Below are 23,005 nucleotides of genomic sequence, written 5' to 3'. Positions count from 1 at the left end.
TACTCCCCCTCACCAACCCGTACTGAGGGGGTAAAGCTGTGACTTCACGCGAAACGGCCCGCCGGCGCAGAACGCCTTTCGCGGTTCTGGGGGCGCTCGCGCTGACGCTGTCGACGTTGACCGCGCCAGCGCTCGCCGAGCCCGACCTGCCCGCCGACGGCAAGGGACTGAGCGAGGCTCAGCTCGAGGCACAGGCCGAGGGCGTCAGCGGCATTCCCGGCGTCGACGAGATCAGCCGCAGCCGCAACATGGTCCCGGTCGCCCACCTGGACAAGCAGGCTCCGCTCAGCTCGACGCAGACCGACATCGCGTTCCAGGGCAACTACGCGTTCGTCGGCAACTACGACGGCTTCGTCATCTACGACATCCGCAACCCGAGGAAGCCGAGCATCAAGAGCCAGGTCCTCTGCCCCGGCTCGCAGAACGACATCTCGGTGTACGGGAACCTGCTGTTCCTGTCGACCGACTCGTCGCGCAGCGACAACTCCTGCAACAGCGTGTCCAAGCCGGCGACCGAGAAGTCGTCGTGGGAGGGCATCAAGGTCTTCGACATCACCGACAAGGCGGCCCCGAAGTACGTCGCCGCCGTCGAGACCGACTGCGGCTCGCACACCCACACGCTGGTGCCGGGCAAGAACAAGAAGGACGTGTACCTCTACATCTCGTCCTACTCGCCCAACTCCACGTTCCCGGACTGCCAGCCGCCGCACGACAAGATCTCGATCGTCAAGGTGCCGCTGAAGGCCCCGGCCCAGGCGCACCTGCTGAAGGCACCGGTGCTCTTCCCGGACGGCGGTAACCAGGGCAAGCCCGGCACCATCGAGACCGGCTACGTCGTGCCGACTTCCGGTTGCCACGACATCACCGTCTACCCGCAGCTCGACCTCGCGGCCGGCGCCTGCATGGGTGACGGTGTCCTGTGGGACATCTCCGACCGGGAGAACCTGAAGGAGATCCACCGGGTCCAGGACGACAAGAACTTCGCGTTCTGGCACTCGGCCACCTTCAACAACAACGGCACCAAGGTCGTCTTCACCGACGAGCTCGGTGGCGGCGGCGCGGCGACCTGCAACGAGAAGATCGGCCCGACGCGTGGTGCCAACGGCATCTACGACATCGTGGGCAAGGGCAAGGACCGCAAGCTGGTCTTCAAGTCCTACTTCAAGATCCCGCGCATGCAGGCCGACACGGAGAACTGCGTCGCGCACAACGGTTCGCTGATCCCGGTGCCCGGCAAGGACATCATGGTGCAGTCCTGGTACCAGGGCGGCATCTCGGTGTGGGACTTCACGAACTCGAACAAGCCGCGTGAGATCGGCTTCTTCGAGCGCGGCCCGATGCCGAACGGCGGGGGCGGCGGCACGTGGTCGACCTACTGGTACAACGGCTACATCTACTCCTCGGAGATGGGCCGCGGCTTCGACGTGATCGACATGCGCGACCCGCGCACGTTCGTGGCGAAGTTCTTCCGCACGGACGAGCTCAACGTGCAGACCCAGGGCAACTTCTACCGCGGGTAGTGGCTGTCCGAATCAGCGCGGCTGCCGACGCTCGGCAGCCGCGCTGATCGCTGTCAGGACCAAGGTCACCGCGACACCACCGAAAACCGCCCAGATCGGTGAGCCGACGTCCATCGCCCACGCGGCGACGACAGCGGTGAGGCCGTATCCCGCGCCGGTCACCGCGTACATCATCGAGAAGCCGGCGGCGTGCGCACCGACCGGAAGCCGTTCGCGCAGCGCCAGGCTCCGCGTCACCAGCACGCCGGACTGGAACAACCCGGCCGCGAGCAACGCACCCGCGATGCCCGGCAGGTTCGGGAACAACGCCACCGCGCCGACGCAGGTCGCGGTCACCACCAGGAGCACGAGTCCCTGGGTGCGCAACGATCCCGGCCACGGCCTCAGCCCGTACAGCACCGCGCCCAGCGCACTGCACGCCGCGAATCCCGTGAGCAGCGGCCCGGTCCAGCCGATGCCGATCCCCCGGTGCTCCAGCAGCGCCGGCAGCACCAGTTCCGCGACCGCCAGCTGCGCCAGCGCCGCCGCGCTCACCAGGTAGATCGGCCACGCCGACGCGACCACGCGCGCCTTCGCCGTGCCGGACCGGGAAGTCACGTGCCCGCGCGGCAGGATGAACACGAGCCACGCCGCCACGACGACCAAGGACACCGACACCACGACGGGCGCACGCCGGTCGACGCTCAACGCCAGCACGGTGACGAGCGCGGGCGCGACGGCCCACACCACCTGCGTGATCATGGCGTCGAAGCCCATCGCCTTGGGCACCAGCGCGTCCGGCACCAGCCCGAGCAGCATCGCCCGCAGCCCGCCCGGTGTCGTCGACGGCCCGGCGCCCGCGATGAACGCCGCGATCACGAGCACCGTCACGTTCGTCGTCAACGCGAGCGTCGTGAACGCCCCCGCGCCCACTACCAGCCCGGCCGCGAGCTGTCCGCGCATGCGCGACGGGTCGAGGAGCAGGCCCAGCAACCCCGCGCCGAGGATCTCACCCAGCACGTAGACGGCGGTCAGCGACGCCGCGAGCACGTAGCCTCCCGGCAGGTTCCTGGTCAGGAACACCATCATCAGCGGCGTCATCGACATGGGTAACTTCGCCGCCACGGTCACGACGGCGCAGGCCAGCACGTCCCGGTTGGCGAGATCGCGGTAGCCGGCAGCGGAGATCGTCACTCGCCCAGCTCCTGGAACAGGGTCAGCTGCAGCCCGGCCGGTGCTTTCAGCCTGGCGTTGAGCGAGTCCCACGGTGTGCGCGTGGGTTCCGCGATCACCTCGGCACCCGCGGCCTCGAGCTCACGAGTGGCCGCGGCGGAGTCGTCGACCTCGAACGCCACCCGGATGTGCCCGGCGACCCGCCTGCCCACCTCGACCTCGTCGATGAACTCCGCGTGCGGCGGGTCGGTGATCTCCAGCGTGGCCCGGCCGGCCTCCAGGATCGTGACCCGGCCGCCGTCGGACGTGAACGCCGCCCGTTCCTCGAGGCCGAGCACGTCGCGGTAGAAGCGCAGGGCCTCGTCGTAGTCGGCTGCGGTGACGACTAGGCGGAGTTCACGAACACCGGTCATACGACGATCATCGCACCACCCGCGTGAGGATCACGAGAACCAGCGTGATCCCCGCCGTCACGTGGATCGGGGCAGGCCCGAACGTCGCAGCGAGCACCGCGACCGAGCCGAGCGGCAGCAGGTACTTGCGCAACCCGGCCTGTCCAGGGCAGTCCTGCACGTACCAGACGCACAGGAAGAAGATCGCGAGCGGCACCGTCGTGAACGGCGCGATCACGATCCCCGGCGCGTGCGCGAGGTGCAGGTCGTAGTCGACGGACGCGGCCAGACCGGCGCCGAGCGCCGCGATCGAGCCCAGGATGAACAGGTGCGCGTAGCCCCACAGGAACGCGTGCCGCAACGTGTCCAGCCGCTGCGGGGCCTCGAAGTAGATCCACCACACCGAGAACACGATGATCAGGCTCGCGGCCGCCAGCGAGATCAGGTTGACGCCGCTGTCGAAGCCCTTCTGGAACGCCTGCGTCGCCGCGAGGATCGACTCGCCGAGCACGATCAGCGTGAACAGGCCGTGCCGCTCCACGATGTGGTGGGGGTGCCACGTCGTCGCCGACGCGCGCTCCGCCCACACCGGCACCAGCAGCTCGGCGACCATGCCGACTACCCACAGCGGGATCTGCAGGCTCGGCGGCGCGGCGAGCACCCACAGCACCCAGAGCACCTGCAACCCGCCGATGCCCATGGCGTACCGGCGTGCGCAGACCCGGTGCTCGTCGTTGTCCCTCGACGCGCGCAGCCACTGCGTGACCATCGCGAGCCGGATGACCACGTACCCGCCGACGACGACCCGGTAGTCCTGGTGCTCGAAGACGCGCGGAATGCCGGCCGCGACCACCAGCACACCGCTGATCTGGACCATCGTGATGATCCGGTAGAACGTGTCGTCGTTGTCGAACGCGCTGGCGAACCAGGTGAAGTTGAGCCACGGCAGCCACAGCGCGAAGAACGCCATCGAGAACGCGAGCAGCCCGGCGCCCGCGTGGTTCTCGACGACGGCGTGGTGCAGCCCGTGGGCGGCCTGGGCGACCGCCACCACGAAGCTCAGGTCGAACAACAGCTCCAACGGCGTCGCGACCCGGTGGGTCTCCGCCGTGTCGCGCGCGAGGAGCTTCCTGATCATCCAGGCACCACCATGATTCGTGACTCGCTGAGGTCGAGCGCGACCCGCGTACCGGGCTGGTAGGCGGCCGCGGAGTTGGACGGCTGGTCCACGCGCAGCACCTGCTCGCCGACCTTGACCGAGATCCGCGTGACCGGCCCGAGGAACGACTGGGTCAGCACATCGCCGACGATCTTGCCATTCGCGTCGCCGCTGTGGGCGGCAACGCCGATGTCCTCCGGCCGCACGATGACGCGGACGGCGCTGCCGGACGGCTGGTCGTGCTCAGCGGGGAGCGTGACACCGTTGATCACGACGGTCTGGCCCTCCGCCTTGCCCTCCACCGAGTTCGTGACGCCGACGAACTGGGCCACGAACGCCGTCTTCGGTTCCCGGTACACCACGGACGGCGTGTCCAGCTGCTCCAGCCGCCCGTGCGACATGACGCCGACCCGGTCCGAGACGGCGAGCGCCTCCTCCTGGTCGTGAGTGACGAACAGCGTCGTCATGCCGAGCTCCGTCTGGATGCGACGGATCTCGTCGCGCAGGTTCACGCGGACCTTGGCGTCCAATGCGGACAGCGGCTCGTCCAGCAGCAGCACGCGCGGCTGGATCGCGAGAGCGCGGGCCAGCGCGACACGTTGCTGCTGACCACCGGACATCTGGTGCGGGTAGCGGCCGCCGAGGTGACTGAGCCCCACCAGCTCCAGCAGCTCGCCGGTCCGTTTGGTGTCGGACTTGCGCATCTTCAGGCCGAACGCGACGTTCTGCGCCGCCGTCATGTTCGGGAAGAGGCTGTAGGCCTGGAAGACCATGCCCATGTCCCGCTTGTTCGCCGGGACCTTCGTGATGTCCTTGCCTCCCACGGTGACCGTGCCGGAGTCGGCGGTCTCGAAGCCCGCGACGATGCGCAGCGCCGTCGTCTTGCCGCAGCCGGACGGCCCCAGCAGGCTCACCAGCTCGCCCTCGGCCAGGTCGAGGTCGAGGCCGTCGAGCGCGACGTTGCCGCCGAAGGACTTGCGCAGTCCCTTGAGTTCCAGGTGACCCATGTGTTGTTACTCCTCGACCACGGTCTGACGGCGCCGTTGGCCGACATAAGAAAGTGCGAACAGGAGGACGAACGCGAAGATCAGGCACAGCAGCGATACCGCGATGGACACGCCCGCGTTGCGCTTGCCGAGCAGGTTGACCTGCACCTGCAGCGTGTCGAAGTTGAGCAGCGACGCGATGGTGAACTCGCCGAGCACCAAGGCCACCGACAGCAGCGACGCACCGATGAGCGCGACGCGGATGTTCGGCACGACGACCTTCCACAGCACCGTGAACCACGACGCGCCGAGGCTGCGCGCGGCTTCCGCCAGCGTCTTCAGGTCGATCGCGGCGAGACCGGCGTCGACCGCGCGGTAGGCGAACGGCAGCACCAGGATCGTGTAGGCGAAGGTCAGCGTCAGCGCGGAGTCGCCGAAGAAGTAGTTCACCCACGCGTAGAGCGGCGCCATGCCGACCACCAGCACGATCGCGGGGATCGCGAGCGGCAGCAGGCACAGGAACTCCACGAGCCGCTGCAGCTGCGGGAGCCGCAGCCGGATCCACGCCATCGTCGGCACGAGCAGGACGAGCATCAGCACCGCACTCGTGACGGACAGCAGCAGCGAGTTGACGAGAGCCTCCATCAGGCCTTCGTCGTCGACGATGGCCGTCCAGGACTCGAGGCTGCGCGTGTTGTTCCTGCCCCGCGTGGAGAACTCCGCCATCGCGATCAGCGGCAGGATGAAGTAGACACCGAGGACCAGCAGGATGATCGTGCGCAGCACGCGTTGCTTCACTAGCGAACCCACTTGGCCACCCTCCGCTGCAGCAGCACGTTCACGCCCATCGCGATGCTGACGACGATCACCATGCCGAGGCCGAGCGCCTTGCCCAGGTTCTCCTGGCCGAGGACGACCTCACCGGTGAGGAAGCCGCGGATCTGCAGCGGCACGATCGGGCTGCCCTGCGAGACGAGCGCGGCGGCCGTGGCGTAGGCGCTGAAAGCGTTGGCGAACAACAGGAGCAGCGCGCCGAGGAACGGCGGCGTGAGGATCGGGCCGCCGACGTGCCGCCAGTACGTCCAGCTGGTGCCGCCGAGGCTCGCGTTCGCCTCACGCCACTGTGGACGCAGGCCGTCCAGCGCGGGCAGGAACACGATGACCATCAGCGGGATCTGGAAGAACGTGTAGACGAGCGTCAGGCCGGGCAGCTCGAACAGCCACGCGCTGCCGGCGAACAGGTCGATGCCAACGTTGTCGCGCAGGAACTTCGTGACCAGGCCTTCGAAGCCGACCGTCGCGAGGAACGCGAACGCCAGCGGCACACCACCGAACTGGGCGAGCACACCGCTCGCCGCGACGACGGTCCTGCGCAGCATCCCGTCCGGGTTGCCGACCGCGATCGCCCACGTGAGCAGCGCGCCGAAGACCGCGCCGATCAGCGCGGTGAGGGCGGAAAGCTCGATGCTGCGCACGAAAGCGTCGAAGTAGACGCCCTTGAACAGGGTCGTGAGGTTGTCGAGCGTGAACGCGCCGTTGCTGTCCTGGAACGCACCGACGAGCACGAGGACCGTGGGATAGACGAGGAAGGTGCCGACGAACGCGAGGAACGGCACCGCGACGAGCCAGGCGGCCACAGATGGCCGACCGGCGGCCCCACCCTTCGTGGTGGGACCGCCGGGAGCCGCCGCTACGGGAGCGACAGAGGTCATCCGACTGCCTGCGCCCAGGTCGCCGTCAGAACGGCCTTGGCCTTGTCGGCCTGGGCCTGCGTCTGGAACACCTGCTTGCCCTCGGTCTTCGGCAGCTTGTCCTTCGCCGCCTTGTCCGCCTTGTCACCCATCTTCTCCAGGCGAACCGGGCGGGACATGCCCTTCAGGTAGAGGTTCTGGCCCTCGTCGGAGTAGAGGAACTCCTGCCACAGGCGCGCGGCCGCGGGGTGCGGCGCGTCCTTGTTGATGGCCTGGTTGTAGTAGCCACCGATCTGCGCCTCGGACGGGACGACGACCTTCCAGTCGAGCTTGCCCTTGAGCTTCTCGGTCTGGGCGGCGTTGGTGTAGTCCCAGTCGATGACGACCGGCGTCTGGCCGGACTCGATCGTCGCGGGCGACGGGTCGACCGGCTGGAAGTTGCCGGCCTGCTTGAGCTGCTTGAAGAACTCGACGCCCGGCGCGATGTCGTCGGCGGAACCACCGTTGCCGAGGCTCGCCATGACCACACCGGCGAACGCGGCACCGGCCTCCGTCGGGTTGCCGTTGAGCGCGACCTTGCCCTTGTACTCGGGCTTGAGCAGGTCCTTCACGCTCGTCGGCGCCGGCACCTTCGCGGCGTCGTACCCGATCGACATGAAGCCGCCGTAGTCGCCGTAGTAGAGGCCGTCCGCGTCCTTCAGCTCGGCGGGGATGTCGTCCCAGGTGCTGACCTTGTAGGGCGCGAACAGGTCCTTGTTGGCCAGCGCCACGTTCAGGCCGAGGTCGAACACGTCGGGCGCGCGGTCGTTGCCCTTGAGCTGCTTGGCGGCGTTGATCTCCTCCTGACTGGAGGCGTCCGGCTGCGCGGAGTCGACCTTGATGCCGTACTTGGCCTCGAACGCCTTGATGATCTCGCCGTAGTTCGCCCAGTCCGGGGGCAGCGCGATGACGTTGAGCTTGCCCTCCTTCTTGGCGGCCTCGACCAGCTTGTCCATGCCACCGAGCTCGCTCGCCGACTTGGCGGTCCCGGCAGCACCGGTCTGCGTCTCCTTGGCGGGCGGGGCGCCGCAGGCGGCCACCGCCAGCACCAACGCGCCGACACCGATGAGTTTCGTGGTGACGTTCCCTCGCTTCAGCACAGGCGGAGGATTCGCGCGGATCGCTTTCGTTGTCAAGCCAGCCGCGCCGGTTGAGACCTTCTCGACTCCAACGGTGAATTCTCAGTGCCCTAGGGGTTGCCACTGAATGCTTCACGAGCTTCACTCAGGTGTTCTGCCGTGATCCCGGTACCGGGGTCCACATGGACCAGCGCCGTCGTCAGATGCCGTCGCTTGTGGACGAACTCGTCCCTCCGCGCGGCGTGCAGCGCGAAGTCGTCGTCGAACCAGACCAGCGGCCGCTCGTAGGCGTACCGGGCCACCGCGGGGTACTTCCAGCCGCGCTCGTCGTGGAACTCGACGACCTTGAGCGCGGGCAGCCCCAGCCGCGGCCCGATCTCGGTGTTCGCCCGGTGCAGCCAGCTCGTGGCCCACGCGAGCTCGGCCCCGGTGTCGTCGGCCAGCCGTCTCAACTGGTCACCGTGCCCGGGGTCGAGCCAGATCCGCAGCTTGCGCCACCAGCCGACCTTGATGTCGAACGGCCGGTAGTTCGGCGGCTTGTGCTTCGCCGCCCACGGGTTGAGCGGACCGTCGACGTCCAGCAGAACGAGTGGCCTCATGAGTCCAAGACTGCCTCGTGATCAACGCGGACGCCGACGAGTTCTTCTGGCCGGTCTCCTCCTCTGTCTCGCTGACGGACGTTCTCGGCGCGGTGGACCCCTCGTTCGGCGTGGTGGAGATGCGGCGCGACAACCTGGTGCGCGACACGGCGTCGCTGTCCCCGCGCGGCACCCGGATCGGTCCGAAGACCTGCCACCGAGGCGACCCGGAGGTCACAGTCGAGCAGGGCAACCACGGCGTGACCGGTCCCCGCCTGGGCCCGATGACCACGACCGGCCTGGGCACCCGCCTCCGCAACGGCACCCTGCACCAGACGTACCCGGACCGCCAGCCCGACGTCGCGGCGGGCCTCGCGTGCTCGTCCCGGACACCAGGCTGCGCGATCGGCTGACCACCCTGAACCCGTTGGTGCCGTGGGCGCTGCACGCCGTGACTCACACCGTTTCCCAGGCGTAGGACGTCGCTCGGCCCTAACCTCCTGAGACATGAGACGTCTCGCCCTGCTCGTCCTGCTGTGCGCCACGCTCGCGGGCTGCGCCGCGATCGCCGACCTGGCGGCGCTGCAGACCCGCGTCCAGGACGCCGGCTACCAGAACGTCTCGCTGTACCACCGCTCCAACAACGGCACCGACCTGCTGGAGATCACCGCGTCCGGCTGCGACCCGGACCAGGTGGCGGAGATCGTCTGGGACACCTATCCGGAGCACGTCGACCAGCTGTCGATCACCCTCAACGGCACCCAGAAGGTCTACTCCGAGGCCGGGCTGCGCGAAGCGTTCGGCGAACGCCAGGTCACCGTGAAGCCCGACGACGACACCGACGTGATGAAGTCCCTCTTCACGTGGCTGATCGTCGGCGCGGTGGTGTTCCTGCTGTTCATCATCGGCCTGATCATCCTCATCGTGGTGCTGATGCGCCGCTCGCGCCGCCGCAAGGCCCAGCAGCAGCCGTACCCTGGCTGGCCCGCCGGACCTCCGCCCGCCGCATAGGACACGGCCTGTCGAAACAGCGCCTTCGTGTTCGTATGAAGGGCATGTTCACCGACGAAGAGACCGCCTACCTGCGCTCCCAGCCCCTGGCCCGCCTGGCCACCCTCAACGGGGACGACCAGCCCGACGTCGTCCCGCTGTCCTTCGAGTACGACGGCACCAGTTTCTGGGTCGGCGGCGTCGGCACCCAGGTCCTGCAGACCCGCAAGTTCCGCAACATCACAGCGGGCCGCCGCAAGGTGTCGCTGGTGATCGACGACCTGGTGTCGTTCGACCCGTTCATCGCACGCGCGATCCGCGTCTACGGCGTAGCCGACGACCCGGTGGAACGCGTCGGACTGGTCGGCCCCGGCATCTACTGCCGCATCACGCCGACCGAGGCGTGGGCGTGGAACATGGCGGGCGAGCCGGCGGGCGAGTCCTGGTACGAACCGCGCCGAATCGTTTGGCGGAATTCGTGATTGATTCAGGCATTCGCGCCGGGTGGGACGGCAAAAAGCCCTCGATCCATCAGGATCGAGGGCTTTTCCGCTGAGTGGACGATACTGGGATTGAACCAGTGACCCCTACCGTGTCAAGGTAGTGCTCTCCCGCTGAGCTAATCGTCCGAGCGGATGACGAGACTCGAACTCGCGACCCTCACCTTGGCAAGGTGATGCGCTACCAACTGCGCTACATCCGCGTTGCTCCCCGGTTTCCCGTGGTGCGGGATGAACTTTATCCGACGCTCCCCGCAACTTCCAAATCGGCTGATCTTGGGTGGTTCACATCGTCCACACGGGCGTCACCGAGTGTCCTGGCGATCTCCACACCGCACGGCACCGCAGGAGCCTGCAAGATCATGCGGGCCTGAAGACAGGAAAAGCCGGAAGCCCGCGAGCTTCCGGCTTTGATCCAGAGTGGACGATACTGGGATTGAACCAGTGACCCCTACCGTGTCAAGGTAGTGCTCTCCCGCTGAGCTAATCGTCCGAGGCGGAGACGGGAATCGAACCCGTGTACAGGGCTTTGCAGGCCCTTGCCTAAGCCACTCGGCCACTCCGCCGGATCATGACTCCACAGCAGACTCCTGCTGAGGAACCACAGAGCGGATGACGAGACTCGAACTCGCGACCCTCACCTTGGCAAGGTGATGCGCTACCAACTGCGCTACATCCGCGTTCATCACTGACTTCGTGATGTTGAAACAAACCTTATACGAGGGGTTCAAGCGGGTTTCACCGGGGGTACCCGCACCGCCTTCACGGGCCCCCTACCTCGGATGATTCAGCTCAGGTCGTTCGAGATGAGGTGCGTGAGCGCCTCGTCGACGTTGACCCACAGGTGCTCGTTGCCCGGCACGACGACGTCGTAGGTCCGGTCGAGGAAGTCGGCGAGTTCCTGCGCGGAGGCCTCGAACATGGCGTGCCCGGAGGGAGAGCTCAGCTCGATCACGACGACCTCGGGGTCGTCGGCGGCGGGGCGGATCCGGACGTCACCGTCACCGGCGTCGGCGATGAGGCCGTCGGCGAGCAGATCGCGGGCGAACACCCACTCGACCCAACCGGCACGGCCGGTGCGGAACGCGGCCACGACCGCGTACGGGTCCTTCGTGTCGTATCGAAGCTCCACCTGGACCGGGACCGCAGGTGTCCTCGGCGCCAGCAGGTCGAAGACCGCTGTCGAGCGGAGCGTCACGTGGTCGTTGCGCATCGTCGTTACCCTCTTCTCCCTTCCCGGTCAATGAAACGACCGAGCACCTTAGTTGTGACGTGCATGTGGCGAGGAACGCTCGCGGTTCGGACGCAGATCACCCCATCGGGTCAGCTTCACTGCGCACAGCGACCGTTTGCACGCGCTCCGTGCCTCCTCGCTCGTTAGCCCGCGTTCAGCGACCCCCATCTTGCTGGGTCTAACCTGAACCCGGTACCGGCTGTTGCGCGAATGTTGGACGTGAGGACATCTCTGGTGGCTGACTCGCCCGGCCCATCCGCCGCGTCACGCGACGGCCGGCCGACCGATTTCGAGCTTGTACAAAGGCTCGCACAGGGCGATCGGTCAGCGTTCGGTGCGCTGTACGACAGGTACGGCACACCAGCATATTCGCTGGCCAAACGCATCTGCGTAGACCCCGAACTGGCCGAGGACGTCGTCCAGGAGGCCTTCCTCGGGCTCTGGCGGCATCCCACCAGGTTCGACCCCACGCGCGGAAGTTTCGGCACCTGGCTGATGACTTTGGTGCACCACCGCGCGGTGGACGCCGTCCGTAAGGAGAACACACAGCGTCGCCGGACTGTTCCCCTCACCGACGACGTCTCACCACCGGCGCAGGGCTCCGACCACGAAGCGTTGGTGAGCGTGGTGAGCGCCGAGGTCAGGGCGGCACTGCGTACGTTGCCGGAAGAGCAGCGCCAAGTCATCGCGCTGGCCTATCTCGGCGGCTACACCCAGTGCGAAGTCGCGAAGCTGACAGGCGTCCCGCTGGGCACTGTGAAATCGCGCACGTTCGCGGCGATCAGACGCCTGAGAGGCACGTTGGGGAACTTGTGGGCCGGCGAGACCGGCGAGACGACAGGAGCGAACCGGTGAACGGCGAGTTGTGCCCTCACGAGGAGCTCGCCGTCGGCTGGGCGATGCACTCCTTGGAGCCGGACGAAGAATCAGTGGTCCGCGACCACCTGCCGACCTGCCCCGCCTGCCAGCGCACGGTGAGGTCGACCCAGGAGGTCATGGCGGGCATCGGCGGCTCGGTCCGCCAGGAGCAGCCACCGCCCCGCCTGCGCGCGAGGCTGATGGAACAGATCGAGCACATCCCGCAGGAAGTGCTCGCCCCGCACCGCCCGCGCCACGCGGCCCCAACCCCTCTGCGCCCGCAACACCGCCGCCGCACCGGCCGCGCGGTGCTGGCCGCGGCAGCAGCTCTTGCCGTTCTGGCCGGCGGCGGCTACCTGGGTGTCCGCGTCAACGAACTGTCGGGCGAGGTAGCGGCTTCCCAGGCCCGCACGAACGAGCTGAGCAAGGCACTGTCCCTGGCCGCCGACCCGGCCACGAACAGGGCGATCCTGCGCACGAACTCCGAGGACGAGGCTGCGATCATCCTGTCGAACCCGACCTCGGGCGCCGTGATACCGCTGAACCTCGAACCGAACGACTCAGGTCACGTCTACGTGGTTTGGGGTGCGAGCACGAAAGCGCCGGTACCGTTGGCGGTGTTCGACGTGCGCGCGGGCTCGACCGACCCACAGCTGCTGAGCTGGTCGGCCGACGCACACAAACACACGACGTTCGCGGTGTCGCTCGAACCCGGCCGCCAACCCCCTGCGGAACCCTCGCAGGTGCTGGCGGGAGGCCAGGTTGCACCCGCCTGAGCCCCAACAGGATGATCGGCACATGACGAAGCCCGACGTGAAGCCCGACGAGCACAAGGGCTGGCGCCACTGGTTCCGCCGCAACCCGGCGCTGAACCTCGCCTACCGCATCGGCGTGGGCGTGATCGGCGGCCTGGTGCTGGTCGCGGGCGTCATCATGATCCCGTACCCCGGCCCGGGATGGCTGGTGGTCTTCGCGGGCCTGGCCATCCTCTCGACGGAGTTCGAGTGGGCGGGCCGCGTCCTCAAGTTCGCCAAGCGCTACTACGACCGCTGGGCCGAGTGGCTCAAGCGCCAGCCGTCCTGGGTCCGCGGCCTCGTGATGGCCGGCGTCTGCGCCATCGTGCTCGTCACCTGCTACTTCCTCAACGTGTTCGCGCTGGTCGGCGGCTGGTTCGGCCTGGAGTGGAGCTGGTTGCAGAGCCCGATTTTTGGTTCTCGTTGATGATGTTGTAGGCTATGGCCACACCGCGAGAGCGGGACAGCAACAGAACACGGGCGTTTAGCTCAGCGGGAGAGCGCTTCGTTCACACCGAAGAGGTCACTGGTTCGATCCCAGTATCGCCCACAGTGTGTTTTACCTAGTCAGACGGCCTGTCGATGATTTCATCGGCGGGCCGTTTGCGTTGTCGTGGGAGCAATTTGGGAGCACGGCTCGGAGAACACATTCGCGATACCTAAGCGCTCACACCGCTTCCGGCATGCCTTCCATGATCCAGCTCTAGCCGCCGTCCAATTCCCAGCGGCGCTGCAGTTGCTCCAGCATCCTGCCGATCATGGCCTCGGTCACGTGCGAGTAGTTGTCGTGGACATCCCTGCGCTTGTGCCCCAACCGCTCGAACCGCAGCACGCGCGGCACACCGTCCTCGATGAGCCAGGTCTCGTGCGTGTGGCGTAGATCATGAAAGTGCATGCCCACCTTGAGCGGAGCCCAGCCGAGCGCCTCGTTGCCCGCGAGAGCCGGCACCCAGACGCGTTGGCGGAAGTTGGACCGCCGCCGCAACGCACCCCGCGCACCGGGGAACACGAATCGGCAGTCAGGGTTGCGCTCGCGGTGCGCGAGCAACTCCTGCACAAGAAAGGGCGGCAGGTGGATGCCGCGGGCGCTGGCGGGAGTCTTCGGCGGACCGAGCACCAGCTTCTGCCCGCGAACCTCGTGCAGCGCACCGAACTCCGGGTCGACCGCGATGCGCGGATTGTCGTCCAGGTAGGTCCTGACCCACTGCAACCCGGCCAACTCACCCCACCGCATGCCCGTGTAGGCGGCGGTGATCGTCAGCAGCCCGTCGTCTGGCCGCATCCGGCCCGCGATCGCGTCCACCTCGTCGGGCTGGCGTGTGGGCGTTCGGGCGGAGCGGCGCGCAGCTCGACGGACTCTCTGCTCGGAGTGCCAGGAATCTCGCCGCGATCAATCCGGTCCTGCTTGACCCGCTTCGACAACGTCACCGGATGGATACCCAGGTCCACCGCGGTCTGCTTCTGCTCTTTGCCAGCTCGGACCAACGCGACGGCGCGCGCTCGGAACTCAGCGGGGTACGGACGGGGCACAGTGCACAGCCTCTCGAACAGGCCGCCAGTTAGCCACCAACTCTGGAACCCGTCCAGTAGGACAGGTCACTCTGACCGCGAGACCATCACCGCTGCTAGTTAGCCACGACCACTGGAACCCTTCCGGTGGGGCAGGTCACCACTGTCACCTACTCGTGCAGCAGACCCGCTCGCCAACGCGACCAAGCCGGTAGTGGGTGTCGTCCTGGTGCTGCCCGCAATGCTGCTGGGTATCTGGTCTCCCGTCGCTGAACACCTGACGGCGGTTCGGGAGTCAGGCGATGCGGTCGTCGGGCAGTTCCAGCAGTTCCTCGATCACGCGGCAGGCGGGGCCGGTGCGCTGCCACGAGTACCGCCTCGGTACCAGGGCGTTGATCTCGTCCGCAAACATCCGCGTCGCGATCGCGTTGTTCTCGTCATGCAGGCGGACGATGTCGATGACGTTGCCATGAGCGCGGACACCCACCACGGCGGCGAGCTCACCTCTGTGGTTACGCGGGTAGAGAAACTTGAAGCCACGCAGGATCAGCGCATTGAGCCGGACCGTGGTGCTCGCTATGGCGTCATGCGACGAAGTCATCGAACTCGCCTTCCTTCGCACCCGCCAGGAAGGCCGCGACCTCGGCGCGAGTGAGCACCAGCGCGGGATCTTCCGGGAAGCGGGAGTTCCGCACGGCGATGTGGCCGCCGTCGAGCCGGGCGAGCTCCATGCAGTTGCCGGTCGCGCCGCTGTGCCTGCTTTTCCGCCACGCAGCCTCAGTCAGAAGGACAGCTGGCATCCCGTTGTGGATCGCATCTCTCATAGCCCACCACCTCCCCAGGTCGGTGCATCTGCACGTGCATTTGACTGTGCACGCACAGTAGCAGATGCACTCGCACGGGTAAATGCACGTGCAGATGCACGCGATCAGTGGGCAGCGAAGCTACAGCTCAGCGAGACGCTTGGTCAGCACCTGGCGCGTGCGGTCCGGTGTGTGGGCATCGATGGTCAGCCGGTCGAACATTCGGCCGTACAGCTCAAGCTCCTTGCTCCGGTCGAGATACAGGGCGCCGCCGCCGTGCTCGATGTAAACGATGTCCGGCAGTTCCGGCTCCTCGAACCGCAGCATGGCGAACGAGCTCTCGGCCGCGTAGCCGCTCAGGGCGTACGGCAGAACCTGCAGGGTGATGTGCCTCTGCTTGGTGACGGCGAGCAGGTGCTCAAGCTGACCTCGCAACACCGCCACGCCGCCGATCGGCCGGTACAGCACCGACTCGTCGATCACCGCCCACAGGCGAGGCGCGCCCGGCCGAGCCAGGATCTTCTGCCTGTGCATGCGCAGGGCAACGCGCTGTTCGACCGCTTTGTCCGCGAGTTCAGGGCGGCCGTGGCTCGCGATCGCCCTGGCGTAGTCCTCGGTCTGCAACAAACCGGGCACGAACTGCAGCTCGTACGTGAGAATTCTCGACGCGGCTTCTTCCAGACCGACGTAGTCGTGGAACCAGTCCGGCATCAGGTCGGTGTAGCGATGCCACCAGCCCGGCTGGTTCGAGCGGGCGACCATCTCAAGGAACATGTCCCGATCCGCCTGGTCGGTCACCCCGTACATGGTGAGCAGGTCGGCGACGTCGCGATCCTTCAGACCGACGCGGCCGAGCTCCAGCCTGCTGATCTTCGACTCGGACCCGCGGATGGCGAAGCCCGCTTCACTGCGCGAGATGTCCGCGGTCTCGCGCAGCCTGCGCAACTGAGCGCCGAGCACGATCCGCAGCGCCGTCGGACCACCAGGCCGGACGTTCGCCGAGGAGTTGGAGTCAGCAGTCGCCATCAGGGCTCCTCCTTAGCGTTCTGACCTCACGCGCGCCAGTACTGACAGAACAATCCACTCGAAAGGCGGTTGCTGCAGATCCATCAGCGCAAGGTTGATCACTGTACGTGCACCGGGGTCACGTTCACGCATTCGGCCCATGAGCAGACGCTCGCCGCGGTGTGATCTGATACACAGAACGCCCTGCCATGTCTACGATTGTGAGGTTCGTGATGCCCGACACCGATGTGCCCGTCTACATCGATACGACCAAGGCGAGCATCGCCCGGGTTTACGACGCCTTCCTCAACGGCAAGGACAACTACGAGATTGACCGTGAGGTCCTGCGGCGGGTTCAGCAGGTCGCGCCGGAAGCACAGACCCTGGCGTTCGACAACCGCAACTTCCTGATCCGCGCCACCCGCTTCATCGCGAGCCAGACCGGCATCACCCAGTACCTGGACTGCGGATCGGGTCTGCCCACGGCGGAGAACACCCACCAGGTGGCGCAACGGATTCAGCCGGAAGCGCGCGTGGTGTACGTGGACAACGACCCGGTGGTGCTCGCGCACGGCCGGGCATTGCTTGAGGAGAACGACCAGACGCACTTCTCGGCTGCGAACATCTTCCACCCCAAGGAAATCCTTGAGGACCCGGTCGTGCGCAAGCACATCGACTTTTCCGAGCCGATCGCGTTCTTTCAGCTCGGGACTCTGCACCACTACGACGGTGAGATCAGCCCGCAGGAGATCATGCGCGAGTACATCGACGCGCTGCCCTCCGGCTCCTACGTGGCGCTCAGCCACTTCCTCGATCCGCAGACCGAGGAGCACAGCGATCTCGCCCGTCGCATGGAGGACACGTTCCTGCACAGCCCGATGGGCACCGGGCGTTTCCGCACCCGCGACGAGATCGAGGGCATGATGGCCGGACTCGAACTGGTCGATCCCGGTCTGTCGCTGTGCGCGGACTGGTGGCCGGACGGTCCGCGCATCACGCCACTTCCTCCCGTGTCCTACTGCATCGCAGGCGCTGTGGGTCGCAAGCCCTGACCTCGACAAGACCGGATCGTGTGCGCCGCAGGCAGCACGCTGAGCACGCCGACAGGCAAAGGCCAGCGCGGTCGAGGCGGCAGACCGTCGCGTTCGACCAGGCCGCGAACCGGTTCCTCGACTGGCGCAAGACCACCCAGGAGTGCGTTCGATGTCGGTGGCCCCGAAGGTCGCCTACCGCAAGCTGGTCGACCGGCTGGGGTCTGAGCCGCTGCGGTTGCCGGACGGCCGGTTGCGATCGCGCGCTCATGCCGTCAGCAAGCGTCGGTCGCCCGCGAACAGTGCGGCCATTTCGCGAAACCGCTGATGTCGAGCGCATCGAGTGCCAGCAATGCGACGATCATGGCTGTTTCCCGTCTTGATGGACTACGCGGTAACGCAGATGTGTGGCGTCGCGGCCTTCGAGCCGGCGGACGAGCTCCAGTTCGATGTGGTCGAGTCCCGTCGGCGCGAACAGCCGCCGTCCGTCGCCCAGCAGTACGGGAACAACGTGCAGTTCGAGTTCGTCGAGCTGGCCGGCTGCCAGCAACGCCTGCGCCGCACTCGCGCCGTGGACCAGCACGACTCGATCTCCCGCTGCTTCTCGGGCCTCAGCGGCACACGCGTTGACGTCGGTGTAGTACTTCGCGCTACCCGGAGGCTCGTCGGCCGGGTCGACGTGGTGTGTGAGCACGTGGATCGGCACTCCGTCGTGGTGGTCGCCTTGCCAACGACCAGCCAGCTCGAACGTGCGGCGTCCGGATATCACGGCACCGGTTGCCAGGGCCTCGGCGTACACCTGCCCGTTGATGCCCTCGGACATCCGGTCGTCGAGCCAATTGAACAGCCGCCCTCCGTTGCGGCCGAGTTCCTGGCCCGGCCGGTCGTCCGGTCCGGCGATGTACCCGTCGACCGACATGGACATGTACAACCGCAGTGGTGTCCTACCCATCTTCGATTTCCTTCCTCTGGCTGGTCGGTGGCGGTGCCGCCGGTGTGGCGTCTGGGCCACTGGACAAATCCGATCCGTTGACCGTCCGCCGCTCTTGCCCGTACGTCGATCGCGCGGCGCCGGATTCGACACGAGGTGCGAGATCCCCCTCCCACAGATGGCCAAGCCCCTTGATCAGGTTGCGTCGGCACACCACCGTCCACAACGACCTCACCGGTCAAAGCGCGCGCACCGCTGCACGACATCCAGCACGGGGCTATGGCCCGATCAGCGGGTGGACCGCCACACGTCCACGTCAGCTCATGCCGCCGACCGTGCACTCCGGCCTCAGCCGAGACAGAGCCGATGAGCCTTGGGAGCACGGAGTGGGAGCAGATTGGGAGCAACTCCACGCGTTGAGCGCGCTGAAACGGTCCTCAATGGACCTTAACCGGCCCTCGCCAACCTGCAGACGTCTCGTTTCCGCAGGTCAGTGCAGTCTTGTTGCCATAGTTCACACCGAAGAGGTCACTGGTTCGATCCCAGTATCGCCCATTGCAGGTCAAAGGCCTGGAACCGAATCTGGTTCCAGGCCTTTGACATTGATGCAAGCAGCGAAGTACAGCAGCGAGTCAGATGTTGAGGCTCTCGCTCAGCTGCTGAAGTGCCTTCCTCGTCTCTTCGCCGGAGACCTCGGTGTAGATCTCCAATGGGATGGGCAGTACGTCGTCGGAGGTGGCCGTCTTGGTCTCGCGGTGCAGGAGGCGACCGCCGACCCTCTGCAGCTGGTAGCCGATGTCGAGAACCTGCTCGACCTCGTCGGAGGCGTCGGTGGGCAAGCCCAGCACTTCGCCCTTCCACATCGCCATCGCGATCACCAGGACGTAGGCCGAGTAGAACGGGTCGTCGTCCTCACGAGCGGACACCAGGAACGTCTTGGTTTCCGCGGTCGAAGCCGCCGCCCGACAAGGCACCGACGGAAACCACATGTGGACGGCGTTCGGGCCGACGAACGTGGCCATCCACCGCGTCGCCACGGCGATGGAGCTAGGTGATGTTCAGGTCGCCGTCGACCTTGGCCCTGAGGTCGACACGTCGGGCCTGCCGGTCGAACGCCAGGTTCGACACTCGCTGGAGACAGCACGAGCGTTGAGCGCGTGGAATCGGACCGACGAAGCGTTGTCCCTCGTGCTCGATGCCGAGCAGCGCGCACCTGAACAGGTTCGACACCATTACCTCGGGCGACAGCTCATCCTCACGTGGATGCGTCAGCAGCGAGGAAACCCGGGCCACGCACTCTCCGGACTCGCTCAGCGCCTTCGCGTTGGATGATTGCCACGCCCGTAGGCTCAGGCGCATGGGTGCCGACTCCGACCGCTTTGCGGCACCCCGGATGGCTGCCGGGGCACTGTTCGTTGACGATCAAGACCGCGTGCTGCTGGTCCACAAGATCTACAGCAACGGTTGGGACATCCCTGGTGGGTACGTGGACATCGGCGAGTCGCCGGCCGCCGCGTGCCAACGCGAGCTCGCGGAAGAACTCGGCCTAAACCGGCAGCCGCAGCGCCTCATCGCGGTGGACTGGGCACCGAACGATGCCGAAGGCGACAAGGTGCTTTGGCTGTTCGACTGCGGTGACCTTGGGGACGACGAGCAGCGCATCACCCTCGACTCAACCGAACTGGACCGCTGGGAGTGGGTGCCGGCCGGTCGCATCGCGAACTACGTGATCCCGCGACTCGCCCGACGACTCGAACAAGCACTCACAGCTCATCGAGACGGTCATGCCATATACCTCGAGCACGGACACCGTTGCGCCGTTCGCTGAAGCACTCATCTGCGTCGGCAGCACGGTTCTGACATGCCACCTTCACAAAGCGAGGCGGTCGGCCAAGTCGTTCGTGTCGCGTCACTCAGCGTCTACACGGTCGCGGTCAGCGCTCCGAGATACCCAGAGCCTCATCGAGCCTGAGCGCGTCCAGGAAACAGGCTGCGTGACCATGGGCCTTGGTTCCCCGCACTGAGTCGAGCAGGCCGAGCAGCTTGATCAGGGCGTAGTAGTTGATGTGCACCAGGTATCGGCACGCCTCAAGCTGGCCAGACCCCTCGATCCGGATCTGCACCCCTTCATCACCCAGACGACTGTCCACCACAACCGGACGTCCGTCGATCTCCTGCAGCTCGAACCGCGGCATCCCGTTGACCAGCGCGCGCAGTTGGTCAACCTGGCGCTCGTAGTTCCGCTCCTGCTCCAACGTCATGCGCATACCCATATTCGCACACACGTTCGAACCATGGTCAACCTTCGTCCCGAGGCGAATCGTCGAGCAGGTGATCAGCCGCAGGACGCGACCTGCACGGCCCGAGCGACGCCGTGAGGATGCCGCGCCCGACTTGACGTTGGACCCTGAAACGTAGGCCGACACAAGCTTTGCCCTGGCCAGCAAGTTGAACGTTGGAACACTCGCGCGCTCGCGCCGCTGCGCTTGAACCTGCTCGGCAAGGGTCAGGCCCCGGCTCCGCCACCCTGACCCGTCCAGCGGACGGTGTCAGCCCCGGCAGCCGGCGCAATGGCAGTACGCCCCAGCCAAGCGCCCGATACTTGGTGCGCCTACAACCAAGGGGAGCAAACGTGAGCACATCGAACGGACCACAGCTCACGCGCTCTGGAGTACCTGTCGGCTTAGTTAACAGTTCAAGTGAACTCATCAATTGGCACATACAGCAGTCCACTCAGCATCTAGAGGAAATCTTTGACTAGAGCAGTCCCCTCATTCCGTCATGGATCACAAAAGAGACAGACGCACAACCAAGCGATCATCCTTACCAGCTTCGCAAAATATTCAGAAGGTCGCTAGCCACCGCCACTCTTCACCATAATCGCTTATAGATCACGCCAGGTCGATCCGCAAGTTAATAACACTCCCGCCGCTGCCACATTGGTCCCCACCCCCACTCGCCAGAGTAACGATTGAAAGCGCGATGCGGGCGAGATACCTGACAGACCCAGCGTATCCGCCATGGAACTAGCCCTCCGAGGGGCAGCCAGCCAGCTGGAAGCGCTCCAGGAGCAGGCAAAGCTCGCGAAGCACTTCGACTCTTCGGTGGAACAACGGGTCAAAAGACGACCGACCGGACCCTCACGGCCCTAAAACGGGCAGGAATCGAAGCGATCTACCACAAAAACAAGGTCAACCACGTACGAAGAAAAGGTGGAAACCTACAAGTTCCTTGCAAGCCCAATATCACTGAACTCACACAAAATTGGCTACCGAAAATACCGGGACTTCACGGACTCGCTTCCGGATCAGTATGCCGCGTTCTGGCTCACGGCCACATCCATCGACTTCAGTACCGACGAAATGCGGACTACGGGCGATGCAGAGATCGTTCTCACCGCATCGCTCGCGCCATGCTTTGCACTACAAGCCGTGACAACGGGAGCTTACCAACTGCACCGGCTTGACATATCGATCTTCCGTACAAGAGCGACCAGATGATCGCGAGGGCAGTCGCCGAGCTCCAGACGTGGAAGGGCTTTGCAAAGCCAGCTCTCTCCTCCCTCGTCATGAGCGCACGTCCGGGGGCGGTAGGGGCGCGCAGCGTCCCGGTCGCCCCTCCGGCGGCCGAGCTCCGTCAGCTGGTTAAGACGTAGCTGAAACACACCGATACAGGCCACTGGACCAATTGCCAGCGTCGTGACCGGCTTCGTGCGACGGCTGCTGTACCCGAAACGGTAGCCGGGTTCAAGCGACTCAAGAGCCATCCGGGAAGGCGCTTTACGCAGGAGAGCCTTCAGTGACCGACCTCTAGCCAACGTTGTGCCACGCCTCCACTTGCGGGGCACCTCGCTTGTCGACGCTGGCTGGACGACCAGTCCATCACGGCGCGTCGCGTCCAGCCACCGATACCGACATCGCAACCTGAGCCCGCCAAATGTACGCCAAAGTTGTCTTCAACCGAATTCGACGTACGTGTTTCCGCACGTCAGCGGCACACCATCGAGCTTGATGCACTGTCCTCCGGAAGCGGGTGCACAGGTTCGAATCCTGTCGGGGACACCAAGCTTGACCAATGCAAGGAGAGACCCTCGACCAGCGTGAACGCGGCTATGGGCCTTGCTCGTTTTGTCCAGCCGACCGCCACCTGGACGAACAAGATCACCATTCACTCGACTCGGTGTACTTCAGCGGAGCTCTGGCTGAGTGATGCACAGGGTGCTTACGCTCTGGCTGGGGCGGTCCGGCCAACTCAGGCTGTGCAAGGGAGACGAAATGGTACGTCTGCGTTTGCTCGGAAATGTTGCGTCGGTCGGTGTCCTGACCGCGGCTCTACTTGTCGGCGTGTTCGTCAGCCCGGCCAGCGCGTGTTCGTGCGCGATCGAAAGTGAAGCGGAACAGTACCAGCGCGCGGATCATGTGTTCACCGGAACGGTTCGCCAGAAGACGGTCGAGCGTGGCCACAAGGCCGATCCGTTCGACGATCTGCATCGCTATGCGGTGCGCGTCCACGAGGTGCACAAGGGGGGAGTTCTGCGGCATGTGAACGTCATCACCACCGTTCAAAGCGCCATGTGTGGCATCGAGCTGACCAAGGGTGCCCAGTATCTGATCTTCGCGTTCGGCGATTCCAGCGACCGGCGGGTGGAGACCAACCTGTGCAGCGGCACCAGACTCGTTTCACAATCGCCCGGCCTGATCCGCTCCGAGGGCGGAGCCTGTCACGTCTCGAGCTAGTGGTCACGCCCGTCGGCA

27 protein-coding genes, 6 tRNA genes and 1 pseudogene are annotated in these 23,005 nt (G+C 65.9%); 11 read left to right on the top strand and 23 right to left on the bottom strand.

Translation table 11 applies throughout. From position 1 onward, the window contains the following. Nucleotides 1-38: 38 nt before the first annotated feature. Nucleotides 39-1,520 (top strand): LVIVD repeat-containing protein, encoded by a 1,482-nt coding sequence (locus tag C8D87_RS40430; RefSeq protein ID WP_411711533.1) that lies wholly within the window; start codon nt 39-41, stop codon nt 1,518-1,520. A gap of 12 nt (nt 1,521-1,532) precedes the next feature. On the opposite strand, the gene C8D87_RS40425 is transcribed toward C8D87_RS40430, so the two are convergent. The 8 genes from C8D87_RS40425 to C8D87_RS40390 form a co-directional block, all read right to left on the bottom strand. Further along, nucleotides 1,533-2,693: an MFS transporter gene (locus tag C8D87_RS40425; RefSeq protein WP_211337392.1), complete on the bottom strand. Its 1,161-nt coding sequence runs from the start codon at nt 2,691-2,693 to the stop codon at nt 1,533-1,535. Then, the gene (locus C8D87_RS40420) at nt 2,690-3,085 is read right to left on the bottom strand and encodes a VOC family protein (RefSeq protein ID WP_109637758.1); all 396 of its coding nucleotides are present in this window, start codon (nt 3,083-3,085) and stop codon (nt 2,690-2,692) included. The genes C8D87_RS40425 and C8D87_RS40420 overlap by 4 nt, the downstream gene beginning before the upstream one ends. 7 nt (nt 3,086-3,092) lie before the next feature. Then, on the bottom strand, nt 3,093-4,202 hold the full coding sequence (locus C8D87_RS40415; RefSeq protein WP_112231512.1) for a low temperature requirement protein A: 1,110 nt from the start codon (nt 4,200-4,202) through the stop codon (nt 3,093-3,095). Beyond that, complete coding sequence (locus C8D87_RS40410) at nt 4,199-5,230, bottom strand: ABC transporter ATP-binding protein (protein ID WP_112231510.1); 1,032 nt, start codon at nt 5,228-5,230, stop codon at nt 4,199-4,201. The genes C8D87_RS40415 and C8D87_RS40410 overlap by 4 nt, the downstream gene beginning before the upstream one ends. Before the next feature lie 6 nt (nt 5,231-5,236). Continuing rightward, on the bottom strand, nt 5,237-6,019 hold the full coding sequence (locus C8D87_RS40405; RefSeq protein WP_233439611.1) for an ABC transporter permease: 783 nt from the start codon (nt 6,017-6,019) through the stop codon (nt 5,237-5,239). Next, a complete protein-coding gene (locus C8D87_RS40400) occupies nt 6,007-6,921 on the bottom strand; it encodes an ABC transporter permease (RefSeq protein ID WP_112231508.1) in 915 nt (304 codons plus the stop codon). The genes C8D87_RS40405 and C8D87_RS40400 overlap by 13 nt, the downstream gene beginning before the upstream one ends. After that, nucleotides 6,918-8,039 carry an ABC transporter substrate-binding protein gene (locus C8D87_RS40395; protein WP_233442518.1) on the bottom strand — a complete coding sequence of 374 codons (1,122 nt, stop codon included), beginning with the start codon at nt 8,037-8,039 and terminating at the stop codon, nt 6,918-6,920. The genes C8D87_RS40400 and C8D87_RS40395 overlap by 4 nt, the downstream gene beginning before the upstream one ends. 89 nt (nt 8,040-8,128) lie before the next feature. After that, on the bottom strand, nt 8,129-8,617 hold the full coding sequence (locus C8D87_RS40390) for an HAD domain-containing protein (protein WP_112231506.1): 489 nt from the start codon (nt 8,615-8,617) through the stop codon (nt 8,129-8,131). A gap of 17 nt (nt 8,618-8,634) precedes the next feature. Here C8D87_RS40390 and C8D87_RS40385 point away from each other — a divergent pair, with 17 nt between their 5' ends. From C8D87_RS40385 to C8D87_RS40375, 3 genes are all read left to right on the top strand, one after another. Beyond that, nucleotides 8,635-9,009 (top strand): hypothetical protein, encoded by a 375-nt coding sequence (locus C8D87_RS40385; RefSeq protein ID WP_112231504.1) that lies wholly within the window; start codon nt 8,635-8,637, stop codon nt 9,007-9,009. Nucleotides 9,010-9,103: 94 nt separating this feature from the next. Further along, nucleotides 9,104-9,607 carry a hypothetical protein gene (locus C8D87_RS40380; protein WP_112231502.1) on the top strand — a complete coding sequence of 168 codons (504 nt, stop codon included), beginning with the start codon at nt 9,104-9,106 and terminating at the stop codon, nt 9,605-9,607. A 44-nt stretch (nt 9,608-9,651) separates the two neighbouring features. Next, nucleotides 9,652-10,068 (top strand): PPOX class F420-dependent oxidoreductase, encoded by a 417-nt coding sequence (locus C8D87_RS40375; protein WP_112231725.1) that lies wholly within the window; start codon nt 9,652-9,654, stop codon nt 10,066-10,068. Between the two features lie 75 nt (nt 10,069-10,143). On the opposite strand, the gene C8D87_RS40370 is transcribed toward C8D87_RS40375, so the two are convergent. The 6 genes from C8D87_RS40370 to C8D87_RS40345 all read right to left on the bottom strand — a co-directional run bounded on the left by C8D87_RS40370 (nt 10,144) and on the right by C8D87_RS40345 (nt 11,299). Beyond that, nucleotides 10,144-10,215, bottom strand: a tRNA-Val gene (locus C8D87_RS40370). Between the two features lies 1 nt (nt 10,216). Continuing rightward, nucleotides 10,217-10,289, bottom strand: a tRNA-Gly gene (locus C8D87_RS40365). 218 nt (nt 10,290-10,507) lie between these two features. Next, nucleotides 10,508-10,579 (bottom strand) — tRNA-Val (locus C8D87_RS40360). A 1-nt stretch (nt 10,580) separates the two neighbouring features. Next, nucleotides 10,581-10,652: transfer RNA gene (locus tag C8D87_RS40355), tRNA-Cys, on the bottom strand. Nucleotides 10,653-10,693: 41 nt separating this feature from the next. Then, nucleotides 10,694-10,766, bottom strand: a tRNA-Gly gene (locus C8D87_RS40350). 107 nt (nt 10,767-10,873) lie between these two features. Next, nucleotides 10,874-11,299 (bottom strand): SsgA family sporulation/cell division regulator, encoded by a 426-nt coding sequence (locus tag C8D87_RS40345; RefSeq protein WP_030466274.1) that lies wholly within the window; start codon nt 11,297-11,299, stop codon nt 10,874-10,876. Nucleotides 11,300-11,554: 255 nt separating this feature from the next. Here C8D87_RS40345 and C8D87_RS40340 point away from each other — a divergent pair, with 255 nt between their 5' ends. The 4 genes from C8D87_RS40340 to C8D87_RS40325 all read left to right on the top strand — a co-directional run bounded on the left by C8D87_RS40340 (nt 11,555) and on the right by C8D87_RS40325 (nt 13,522). Continuing rightward, nucleotides 11,555-12,175: an RNA polymerase sigma factor gene (locus tag C8D87_RS40340; protein WP_233439609.1), complete on the top strand. Its 621-nt coding sequence runs from the start codon at nt 11,555-11,557 to the stop codon at nt 12,173-12,175. After that, entirely contained in the window at nt 12,172-12,954 is a 783-nt protein-coding gene (locus C8D87_RS40335) for an anti-sigma factor (RefSeq protein ID WP_112231500.1), read from the top strand. The genes C8D87_RS40340 and C8D87_RS40335 overlap by 4 nt, the downstream gene beginning before the upstream one ends. Before the next feature lie 22 nt (nt 12,955-12,976). Next, nucleotides 12,977-13,399: a TIGR02611 family protein gene (locus C8D87_RS40330; protein ID WP_112231498.1), complete on the top strand. Its 423-nt coding sequence runs from the start codon at nt 12,977-12,979 to the stop codon at nt 13,397-13,399. A gap of 51 nt (nt 13,400-13,450) precedes the next feature. Further along, nucleotides 13,451-13,522: transfer RNA gene (locus tag C8D87_RS40325), tRNA-Val, on the top strand. A 153-nt stretch (nt 13,523-13,675) separates the two neighbouring features. Here C8D87_RS40325 and C8D87_RS40320 read toward each other — a convergent pair. The 5 genes and pseudogenes from C8D87_RS40320 to C8D87_RS40300 all read right to left on the bottom strand — a co-directional run bounded on the left by C8D87_RS40320 (nt 13,676) and on the right by C8D87_RS40300 (nt 16,310). After that, nucleotides 13,676-14,275, bottom strand: coding sequence for a tyrosine-type recombinase/integrase (locus tag C8D87_RS40320; RefSeq protein ID WP_112231497.1), 600 nt, complete (start codon nt 14,273-14,275; stop codon nt 13,676-13,678). A gap of 32 nt (nt 14,276-14,307) precedes the next feature. Continuing rightward, a pseudogene (locus tag C8D87_RS40315) lies at nt 14,308-14,502 on the bottom strand (transposase); the annotation flags it as partial. 274 nt (nt 14,503-14,776) lie between these two features. Continuing rightward, a complete protein-coding gene (locus tag C8D87_RS40310; protein WP_109637745.1) occupies nt 14,777-15,082 on the bottom strand; it encodes a hypothetical protein in 306 nt (101 codons plus the stop codon). Then, nucleotides 15,066-15,305, bottom strand: a complete 240-nt coding sequence (locus tag C8D87_RS40305) for a DUF397 domain-containing protein (RefSeq protein ID WP_109637744.1) — start codon at nt 15,303-15,305, stop codon at nt 15,066-15,068. The genes C8D87_RS40310 and C8D87_RS40305 overlap by 17 nt, the downstream gene beginning before the upstream one ends. Nucleotides 15,306-15,425: 120 nt before the next feature. After that, complete coding sequence (locus tag C8D87_RS40300; protein ID WP_109637743.1) at nt 15,426-16,310, bottom strand: helix-turn-helix domain-containing protein; 885 nt, start codon at nt 16,308-16,310, stop codon at nt 15,426-15,428. A gap of 212 nt (nt 16,311-16,522) precedes the next feature. Between C8D87_RS40300 and C8D87_RS40295 the strand changes: the two genes are divergently transcribed. Next, entirely contained in the window at nt 16,523-17,341 is an 819-nt protein-coding gene (locus C8D87_RS40295) for an SAM-dependent methyltransferase (protein ID WP_170154989.1), read from the top strand. Nucleotides 17,342-17,681: 340 nt separating this feature from the next. On the opposite strand, the gene C8D87_RS40290 is transcribed toward C8D87_RS40295, so the two are convergent. From C8D87_RS40290 to C8D87_RS46525, 3 genes are all read right to left on the bottom strand, one after another. Beyond that, complete coding sequence (locus C8D87_RS40290; protein WP_112231493.1) at nt 17,682-18,272, bottom strand: dihydrofolate reductase family protein; 591 nt, start codon at nt 18,270-18,272, stop codon at nt 17,682-17,684. A 611-nt stretch (nt 18,273-18,883) separates the two neighbouring features. Continuing rightward, on the bottom strand, nt 18,884-19,288 hold the full coding sequence (locus C8D87_RS40285; protein ID WP_170166762.1) for a site-specific integrase: 405 nt from the start codon (nt 19,286-19,288) through the stop codon (nt 18,884-18,886). A 10-nt stretch (nt 19,289-19,298) separates the two neighbouring features. Next, entirely contained in the window at nt 19,299-19,544 is a 246-nt protein-coding gene (locus C8D87_RS46525) for a hypothetical protein (protein ID WP_170166761.1), read from the bottom strand. Between the two features lie 64 nt (nt 19,545-19,608). Between C8D87_RS46525 and C8D87_RS40275 the strand changes: the two genes are divergently transcribed. Beyond that, on the top strand, nt 19,609-20,079 hold the full coding sequence (locus C8D87_RS40275) for an NUDIX domain-containing protein (RefSeq protein ID WP_112231489.1): 471 nt from the start codon (nt 19,609-19,611) through the stop codon (nt 20,077-20,079). Nucleotides 20,080-20,185: 106 nt separating this feature from the next. On the opposite strand, the gene C8D87_RS40270 is transcribed toward C8D87_RS40275, so the two are convergent. After that, entirely contained in the window at nt 20,186-20,512 is a 327-nt protein-coding gene (locus C8D87_RS40270) for a hypothetical protein (RefSeq protein WP_146772020.1), read from the bottom strand. A gap of 2,013 nt (nt 20,513-22,525) precedes the next feature. On the opposite strand from C8D87_RS40270, the gene C8D87_RS40265 reads away from it, so the two are divergent. Next, nucleotides 22,526-22,987, top strand: a complete 462-nt coding sequence (locus C8D87_RS40265) for a hypothetical protein (RefSeq protein WP_170166760.1) — start codon at nt 22,526-22,528, stop codon at nt 22,985-22,987. The last annotated feature ends 18 nt before the right edge of the window (nt 22,988-23,005 follow it).

The sequence above is a fragment of the Lentzea atacamensis genome, assembly GCF_003269295.1.
GTDB lineage: Bacteria > Actinomycetota > Actinomycetes > Mycobacteriales > Pseudonocardiaceae > Lentzea > Lentzea atacamensis.
The sequence above is the reverse complement of the archived record's forward strand: the minus strand, read 5'-3'. Positions and strand labels throughout refer to the sequence as shown.